The 8,125-nt window shown below is 66.0% G+C and carries 8 protein-coding genes and 1 pseudogene; 7 read left to right on the top strand and 2 right to left on the bottom strand.

Annotated elements, in window-relative coordinates; all coding sequences use genetic code 11:
* Nucleotides 1–40: 40 nt before the first annotated feature.
* The 4 genes and pseudogenes from ACFWU9_RS36070 to ACFWU9_RS36085 all read left to right on the top strand — a co-directional run.
* A pseudogene (locus ACFWU9_RS36070) lies at nucleotides 41–253 on the top strand (IS5/IS1182 family transposase); the annotation flags it as partial.
* Nucleotides 254–264: 11 nt separating this feature from the next.
* The gene (locus ACFWU9_RS36075; RefSeq protein WP_384325325.1) at nucleotides 265–438 is read left to right on the top strand and encodes a hypothetical protein; all 174 of its coding nucleotides are present in this window, start codon (nucleotides 265–267) and stop codon (nucleotides 436–438) included.
* 88 nt (nucleotides 439–526) lie between these two features.
* A complete protein-coding gene (locus tag ACFWU9_RS36080) occupies nucleotides 527–802 on the top strand; it encodes an IS3 family transposase (RefSeq protein WP_384325326.1) in 276 nt (91 codons plus the stop codon).
* Between the two features lie 12 nt (nucleotides 803–814).
* Complete coding sequence (locus tag ACFWU9_RS36085; protein WP_384325327.1) at nucleotides 815–1,081, top strand: integrase core domain-containing protein; 267 nt, start codon at nucleotides 815–817, stop codon at nucleotides 1,079–1,081.
* A gap of 56 nt (nucleotides 1,082–1,137) precedes the next feature.
* Here ACFWU9_RS36085 and ACFWU9_RS36090 read toward each other — a convergent pair whose 3' ends face one another.
* Nucleotides 1,138–1,437: a hypothetical protein gene (locus tag ACFWU9_RS36090; protein WP_384325329.1), complete on the bottom strand. Its 300-nt coding sequence runs from the start codon at nucleotides 1,435–1,437 to the stop codon at nucleotides 1,138–1,140.
* 2,136 nt (nucleotides 1,438–3,573) lie between these two features.
* Between ACFWU9_RS36090 and ACFWU9_RS36095 the strand changes: the two genes are divergently transcribed.
* The gene (locus ACFWU9_RS36095) at nucleotides 3,574–4,332 is read left to right on the top strand and encodes a LuxR C-terminal-related transcriptional regulator (protein WP_384325330.1); all 759 of its coding nucleotides are present in this window, start codon (nucleotides 3,574–3,576) and stop codon (nucleotides 4,330–4,332) included.
* 35 nt (nucleotides 4,333–4,367) lie between these two features.
* On the opposite strand, the gene ACFWU9_RS36100 is transcribed toward ACFWU9_RS36095, so the two are convergent.
* Entirely contained in the window at nucleotides 4,368–4,535 is a 168-nt protein-coding gene (locus ACFWU9_RS36100; RefSeq protein ID WP_384325331.1) for a hypothetical protein, read from the bottom strand.
* Between the two features lie 1,695 nt (nucleotides 4,536–6,230).
* On the opposite strand from ACFWU9_RS36100, the gene ACFWU9_RS36105 reads away from it, so the two are divergent.
* Both ACFWU9_RS36105 and ACFWU9_RS36110 read left to right on the top strand, forming a co-directional pair.
* Nucleotides 6,231–6,512 (top strand): helix-turn-helix transcriptional regulator, encoded by a 282-nt coding sequence (locus ACFWU9_RS36105; RefSeq protein WP_384325332.1) that lies wholly within the window; start codon nucleotides 6,231–6,233, stop codon nucleotides 6,510–6,512.
* Nucleotides 6,513–6,753: 241 nt separating this feature from the next.
* Nucleotides 6,754–8,001 carry a tyrosine-type recombinase/integrase gene (locus tag ACFWU9_RS36110; RefSeq protein ID WP_384325333.1) on the top strand — a complete coding sequence of 416 codons (1,248 nt, stop codon included), beginning with the start codon at nucleotides 6,754–6,756 and terminating at the stop codon, nucleotides 7,999–8,001.
* Nucleotides 8,002–8,125: the final 124 nt, after the last annotated feature.

Genomic DNA, 8,125 nt, shown 5'->3' on the forward strand with positions numbered 1-8,125 from the left:
ATGAGCCTGCCCCCGACGTGGTGCTGCGCGTCCGGGGTGTGGAAGCGGTCGTGGGCCTCGGCCACCGGCACGCCCACGTCGTAGCCCGCCGTGTAAGCCGGATCACCTGATCACCGACCGGAACGGTCTGCCCCTGTTGTCACTGGGGATCTCCGGCGCGAACATGCACGACAGCCTCGGCCTGAAGCCGCTCGTCCGCGGGATCCCGCCCATCCGCTTCCGACGCGGCCCCCGCCGTCGGCGTCCGAGCCGCTGCGGAACTGGGTGAAACAGCACGAGATCGACGCCGGACAGCGGCCGGGGACGACGACGGAGGAGTCCGCCCAGCTCAAGGCGCTGAAGAAGGAGAACGCCGAGCTGAAGCGGGCGAACGACATCCTGAAGGCGGCGGCGTCTTTCTTCGTGGCCGAGCTCGACGGGCCACACACAGGCTCGTAACGTTCTTCAGCGGGCACCGGGACCGCTTCGGCGGCGTCGAGCCGATCTGCAGATCGCTCCCTCCACCTACTACGCCCACAAGAAACGCTTGGAGAACCCCGCCGCCCGCGCGGTGCGCGATGCCGGAACCAAGGCACGGATCCAGGAGATCCACACCACCAACTACCGTGTCTACGGCGCCCGCAAGATCTGGCGCGAGCTGTACCGGCAAGGTCACGAGGTGGCCCGCTGCACTGTTGAACGCCTGCGCATCGTCGGTTGGTCTGCCGCGACCAACAAGGAGACCAGGCTGTCCTGGACGCGCTGGAGATGGCCCTGTGGCAGCGCGGCAGGGATGAACTCCCCCATCGGCGGAGTGAGTTGATCCATCATTCGGATGCCCGGTCGCGGTACACGAGGTTCGAGCTCGCCGAGCACCTGGACGCCGCCGGCATCGCAGCGAGTATTGGATCAGTCGGAGACGCACACGAACAACGCCCTGATGGAATCGACGATCGGCTTGTACAAACCCGAGTTGATCAGCCTGCAGCGGCCCTGGAAGGGTCTCTCCCAGGTCGAACTAGCCACCGCTGAGTGGACCGACTGGTACGTCCACCGCCGCCTGCACGGTGAGATAGGGCACAACCCGCCCGCCGAGTGCTAGGTCAACCACTACAAGGAATCCACGAAACCCCAGGTCACCACCCCCATCTGAGATCTCTACCGACCCCGGGGCGGTTCAGACAGACCCGCTGTAGAGGGCGGCGCCGAGTTCGACGAGTTTCTGGTCGGCGGCGGTGGCGACGGCTGTGGTGAGCGCGGGCCCCCGGCCAGGCGCATGATCCTGCGCCAGATGCGACCGCCCTGCTCGGGGTCACCACCGTCGCGTTCGAGAGCCACCACCTCGGCCTCGAAGTCCTCGGCGTTGACCGGGTCGAGACCGAGCTGCGGGGCGATGTCCCACAGACCCTGCACGAGGCCGGCGAGGGCCCGGGCGTCGATGCCGTTGCCCGCGTTCACCGTGTCGGGCGCCGATCTGGACGACTCCGCCGCTGGCCTCGCCGTGGATAGCGAACCGGATCCGGACCCCAAGCGTTGAAAGGTCGTACTGCCTTTGGAGTTGGGTGGCGCGGTGACCTTCGACGAAACCTGCCGAAGACCAAAGCCATTGACTCCTGCCGGTGTTTGTGGGCGATAACGAGGAGGACACATGCAAGCTGACCATTGGATGCCATCTGTCGACAGTTCGGCTGCCACAAGGCTGGAGGAGAGACTCGGCGGGCTTCGCAACGCAGTTATCGACGAGTGGGCCCGGATGAATCAGGATGGCGCGGCAACGAGCGAGGTGACTGCCGCTCGGCAAGCGGAGGCGCGCGCGGCGGCTCTCTATCAACGAGAGTGGGTAAGCATCCGGGACGCCCCCTCCTGGCGCGCTCCCGCAGCTCAGGAGGCGCTTTTGGTGGATTGGGAGGTCTTCCAGCAAGCCAGAAGCCTCGCCTACGGCGTGATCGGATTGGAAGCCCCGCCGATTCCGGCGCCGACACCAGAGTACCGAAGGCCGGTCACCCCAACTGCTGCCGGCCCGTCGTCGATCGCCGCGGCCGCTCAGGCGACGCTCCCCGCGCACTCAGGGCCTCCGTCACCGGCACCATCGCACAGCAGCGCCGCCGCGGGGCCATCGGCCGGGGCTCAGTCCGCGGCTTCGCCTGGACAGCCGATGTCCGATCGACCCCGGCGGCCTGGGCGCCGGTAGGCGGGCCTAGTCGTAGGGCCGAAGCCTCCAGCGCAAATACCAACCCGGCCTTACGCGCCAAAACTACCTGAAACAACCCCATCCGCCCTCGTCGCGGAACGCATAACCCCAGCCCGAACATCCCGACCTTCCCTCCGAAGCCGATCACCCGACCTCTCAACAGACCCGCAACACCCCAGACCAGTCACCACCCCGTACACCAACAACCCCTCCTCACAGCGTCAGGAAATTTCAAAGAGCTCTATCAAAGCTATGAACTGTGGCCGGGGACTTCAGGTTGTACTTGTATGGAAGCCAATCCAGGATCAACCAAAGGTGCCGAAGAGCGGCGGCAGCGGGAGGCATGGGCGGCGGGCGTTTCACCCGATCTGCGAGCCAACGTGTACTACGGGCAGACACCGACGCCCTATCTGACGGAGGAGCGGCGTGCATGGCAGAAGGGCATTTCACCCGATCTGCGGGCCAGCGGCGTCTATCCGCCGGAGCAGCCAACCCAGGGCTACACCCAGGGGGGACCTGCGCGGCCGTCTCGCGAGTACCCGCAGCAAGAGCCGACGCGCCAGGCACCTGAGTCGGCTACCTCGACCGCCGACTGGTCGGCGGTGGGGCAGGACGTCTCGTCGCCGTTTGCGCCGACATTCCAACCGCACGCGCCGCCCCGCAGGCACCCGCAGCCCGCCGCTTCGGAGCAGCAGACACCCGCAGAATTTTTGCGGACTCAACAGCCGCCGCTAACGAGGGCCCTATACCGTTCCATCGACGACCCGCGAGCCCGAGCAGCGCTTGCGCACTGTGCCCCGCATTGACCCCAATGCGGCCCCTGCGCGCAATGACCCCTATGTGATGACCCCTAGGCCCAAGGGCAAGCGCCGATAGACCCGGCCTGAAACGTCCTCGTTGAGTACGACATCGCACGCATGCCCATCCGACCCCGCGCTGATACGCGAGCCTGCCCGGACCAACTAGCGGGCAGGAGTTCGGGGTGCGGCCTCGCCCGGCGATCACAGCGTTCGGCAGGGCAAAGCAATGGGCCGGACAGGAATACTCTGCCCGGCCCGCCGTTTGTTCCGCTGTTACTCAGAGGCAGTTTCACCTGAGCGATCGGGGTATGACCATTTTTCTGCCATCTTGCGATCTGGCGCCGGTGAAGCGATCGGGTTGGTAGTGGATGTCGTGACGAGTGGCGTGACCATCGAAGGACGCATGCCGCGTGGCGCCTTGCGCGACCCACGCGTAGACAAATGCACAGACCCCAGACGGAGACGGGTGATCTTGGTCCAAAACCAGGACGTTCGGAAGCGCTGGGCCCCGCTCCGCCGGAGGATGGCGCACATCTCCGTGCGCACCCGGGTCGGAGAAGCCCTGCTGGCTGCCGTGATCGTCGCTCTCGAACTAGCCGTGGGATGGCAGTCGGAGTCACCCACGGCTCTCGTCCTCCAGAGGGCGCCGCTGCCGCGCTCCTCATCCCGCTGCGCCGGGCGCTGCCGGACCTCGCGGTGCCGGTCGCCGGTGGGCTGCTCGGCGCCGCTGTGTTGACGGTCGTGGTGCCGGTACTGGCCTATGGCGCGGTACGTAGCCTCACCGCGGCGGACCGCCGCTCCCGGTTCCGGACGCCGCCGGTGCTCGTGGCCGTCGCGGTGTGCCTCTCCCTCGCCGTCACCATGGTCGGGCTTCCGTCGCCGGAGTACGTGACCATGCCGTTCACGCTCCTCTACCCGGCCGGCATGTCTCTGCTGTTGCTGGTGGTGCCGGCGATGCTCGGCACGATGGCCGGTCAGCGCCGGCTGCTGGTGCGGAACCTGCGAGAACCCACCATGTGGCCGAGGGGGATGGCCAACACCGAGATCGCCGCCCAGCTCGGCGTCAGTGAGGGCACGGGCAAAGCGACTGTGCGAGCCCTGCTCACCAGGCTCGGCTGCGACAACAGAGTGCAGGTAGCGGTACTCGCGCAGCGCGCGGGGCTGGTTTCGGAAAGTAGCCGGTTACCGGCTTTACAGCGCTTTGCGCTCCGTTGGCCGACCCGCGGTGAGTGGGACTTGCAGCCACAGGTGTCAGAGTTCACCGGCAGAATCGCAAGGGCACCTTCCAGCACGGGAGCCTCACCGGAATCCCAGCACAGTAAGGGTCAGGGGCCCGCCCCCGAATGGTCGGCCCCCTTCTGACCGGATCCGGTCGCGTGCGCACGTGCGCGGGAACGTCAGCCGCCGCTGCCACCACCGCCCCCGTCACCGCCGCCCCCCTCACCGCTGTCGGAGGAGCCGCCGCTGCCATGGGCCCAGATGTGCCGGGACTTCTTCTTTCGTCCCCTCAGAGTGAGACTCACCAGAGCGATCATGATGCCGACGGCGATCAGAACGGTGCCCATTCCAGTGCCTCCTTAAGGAACTGACTTGCTCGTCCAGGAACCTTTCACGGTGCGTGTTTCCTCAATTGCCGCCGCCAACCGAGGAGTTGCCTCGGAAAGCTGAGGGGCCGCGTTCATCGCAGCGCGCGCTGGTCCGCTTGCAGCTCGGCGAGACGGGTGTCGAGGACGTCCATGCGCCCGTTGTCGTTGAGTTGCCACACTGTCCCGGCCTGGACCTTGACCGGGAAGGGCTGGCCTGTGGCGCGGTCGATAGTCAGTCGCGCCCCGGCGAGTCCGATGATCGGCGAGCCGGTGGTGGCCGAGGTTCAGGAGCTGTCGGTGTCGGTGGCGGACAGCTCGTCCAGCGCCTGGAGGACGGTGGCCACGGTCGGCTTGGCCCAGTGCTCGCCGCTGCCCGGAATGGAGTTGGTGACCTGGACGAGGGGAAGAAGTCCACCATCAGGTCAAGCCGGTCGAGGACTTCGCCGTCTGACCGGACCCGGTAGGTGGCCCTGTCCATAGGCAGGTCGTACAGGAGGTCGGCGTTCTTGAAATCGTCCAACTCCCAGTCGGCGCCTTGCTCGTGATACAGCTTCGCGGTCGACCGCATTGCCCTGCGGCGGGATGTACAGATCTTGCCTCGTAACGAGGTATCCGCGGTGCCGGTCGCCTCGATCATCGTGTCCACCGGAAACCCGCAACCCGCCACAGTGAAGGCCATCATGTCGGCGTTCTCGTTGCTCTAGGCCACCGGTCCAAGGCAACCACCACCTGCGGTGGGTCCGGCGGACGCTCGGGCCGAGGCTAAAAAAGTCGGTTCGTGAGCAGAGGCCGCAGATTCCGCGTCTTTGCCGTGGCAGTTATTCGCCCACGGCAGACGGGAAAGAACTCCAAGGGGCTGGAATCCTCCGCCGAGACCATGTCAACGTACAACGTACCGGAAAATATCAGGTCATACGGTGCAGTGGTTCGATGCGGCTGGCTGTGAGCGATTCGCCGCCTCGTATCAGACTGCCTCGCTGGCATGATCGCTAAGTAGGAGGCCCCTCGGTGGATTCCACTATTCGATCCGTCTGCTTAACGTCCCCCGCTCTTTTTGTGTTCGAGGCACTGAGCGCCCTGGTCCGGCTAGACACAGGGTGACTACGGTGCTGTATCCACCGGCCGTGCCTCTATGTCTGCGCGGCTAGCCTATTCGGCGAGGACTTGCTGCAGCCCAGCCACCTTCGCGCCAGTGCTGTCCACGTACACGTGGCGAGCAGCTCGACATATGGCTGGTGCCATTGCGATACCCGAGCGTCCGCAGCGCGAAATCTTGAACGCCTAACGGATGACGGTCCGCTGGAGCTTTGTCACGGACGGGCGAACCCGGACCCTGCGCTCGTACCGGGCTAGCCTCCTGACGGCGGCCAGAAATCTGCCGGATTCAGCTGATGCGGAGCGCAACATAGACCACGATTGCCGGTTAGCCAAACCGGCAATCGTCGCGACCATTGATGAGTTCGCATTCAGCTGCGCTTGGCGGTGGGGCTGTAGCGGACGCAGCAGACCAAGCCGCAAGGAAGCAAGGAGTTAATGAGCGGATCGCGCCTGCTGCTGCCCTAAAAGCCGCAGCGCTGTTCGCTGAAATACAGCGATGCCCTGCCGGGTCGGCATGGCTGACCGCGTTGTCGGCCCCACTGTGTCGCCCCGCGCGCTCCCCTGCAAGGACACCGCATGCTTGCACATACGTCATCCGATCGTTCGGGACCCTCTGACTCGGGCGGTACTGCTCGCAGAGCGTTCCTGAACGTGAGCGACGCGGCCGAGTATCTCGGCCTCTCGCCCCACACCCTCTATGTCTGGCGCCATCGCCGCCAGGGACCGCCGAGCTTCCGCATGGGCCGCCGCGGTCGCGTCATGTACCGGGTTGAAGCCGTCGATGCCTGGGTCCGCGAGCAGGAGCAGGCCGACTCTCGCTCCAATCCGGCCCTCGACCCGCTAAGGGCTGTCCCGTAGTCCCCGGCGGGCGCACGACGTCAGCTACGGCACCTCGCCGCGTTGTCGGATCGCCCGAATACGCCCGGTATGAGGACGACCCTCCGACTTGCGATGCACCGCATCTGACGCTGTGTGCTGATCCACCGGGGGATTACGGGACAGCCCCTAGGTGTCCGTCCTCAAGAGGAGCGTTCTACCCGTTTCACCGCAGTCTGACGCCTACCAGGCGCCGCCATTACCTTGCTGTAAGGAGTTCCACTTGGCCGGCTACATAGAAGACCGATGGCTGAAGAAGCGCCCCAACCCGAAGACCCGGAAGCGCGAACGCACGGCTATGTACGGCAAGTGCACCCGCTACCGCGTGAAGGGAATTCCCGGCGTCAAGGACCGTTCCTTTGAGGTGCTTCAGGACGCGAAGACTTGGCTTGCGCAGGCTCAAACTGATGCTCGCCGAGGCGAGTTCGTCGATCCGCGAGATGGGGCCATCTCGCTCAAGGATTACATAGCTACCCACTGGTGGCCCACGCAGAGCGGTGACCCGTCCACGATCGAGCGGATTGAGCAGAGGGTACGGCGGCACATCGTTCCCCACCTGGGTGCTCAGCCGCTCAACGCCATCGGCACGGAAGTCCTGCGGCACTGGAAGAAGCGGTTGGAGAAGGACCTCGGTCCCACCTCGATCCGTCTAGTCTGGGCGACTCTCTCCAGCGTTCTCCAGGCCGCCGTCGAAGACCGTCGCCTTGGACGCAATCCATGTCGGTCGAGCACGGTTGGTCCTCCGGCCGCCACACCTGGCCGCGTCGAAGCGTGGTCGCCCGAACGGGTACTGGCAGTACGGACAGCATTGCCCGACCGCTACCGGCTACTCATTGTGATCGGCGCGGGTCTTGGGCTCCGGCAGGGGGAGGCGCTCGGGCTCGCCCGGGAAGACATCGACTTCACTAAGGAAGTCGTCCACGTTCGGCGGCAGGCCAAGATGGTGAGGGCGAAGCTCTGTTTCGCGCTTCCCAAGGGGCGCAAGGTCCGGGACGTGCCGCTGCCGTCAAGTGTGGCCCGGGCCATCCGGCAGCACATCGAACTGTTCGCGCCGTTTCCGGTCACGCTGCCCTGGGACGACCCGACTCCGCCGGAGACGCCGGTGGAGGCCAAGCACCGGCGGCCGAGGACCTACCACCTCCTAGTGACGGGCCGCGAGCGGAAGGCCATCAACCGGAACTACCTCAACTCCTATGTGTGGAAGCCCGCGCTGGCTGAGGCGGGCGTGATCGCACCGCTGGACGAAGGCGGCGCCGATGGTGCTCGCGTGTGGGAGCCGTCCCGGGAACACGGCTTCCACGCCCTGCGCCACTTCTACGCCTCCGAGGAACTGGAGGCTGGCGAATCGATCGTCTCCCTGGCACGCTGGCTGGGGCACTCCGACCCCGGGTTCACGCTGCGGAAGTACTCCCACTTCCTGCCCCGCGCTGGCGCACGAGGCGCCGCCGCCATCGACGCGATCTTCGCGTAGCCGATCGGCAGAGCCTGTGCAGCGTGGCTCGTAGCCCGCTGTGGGCCCAAAGTCCCAGAGACGTCCCAGAGATGCCGCCGCACCCTGTCTGACCTGCTATTTAGCAGGTCAGACAGGGTGCGGC

This window comes from Streptomyces sp. NPDC058653, from assembly GCF_042716895.1.
Lineage (GTDB): Bacteria > Actinomycetota > Actinomycetes > Streptomycetales > Streptomycetaceae > Streptomyces.

Coding starts and splice junctions, on each gene's coding strand:
- ACFWU9_RS36085 (WP_384325327.1), top strand. CDS start 815: ATGCCCGGTCGCGGTACACGAGGTTCGAGCTCGCCGAGCACCTGGACG.
- ACFWU9_RS36095 (WP_384325330.1), top strand. CDS start 3,574: ATGGCAGTCGGAGTCACCCACGGCTCTCGTCCTCCAGAGGGCGCCGCT.
- ACFWU9_RS36100 (WP_384325331.1), bottom strand. CDS start 4,535: ATGGGCACCGTTCTGATCGCCGTCGGCATCATGATCGCTCTGGTGAGT.
- ACFWU9_RS36105 (WP_384325332.1), top strand. CDS start 6,231: ATGCTTGCACATACGTCATCCGATCGTTCGGGACCCTCTGACTCGGGC.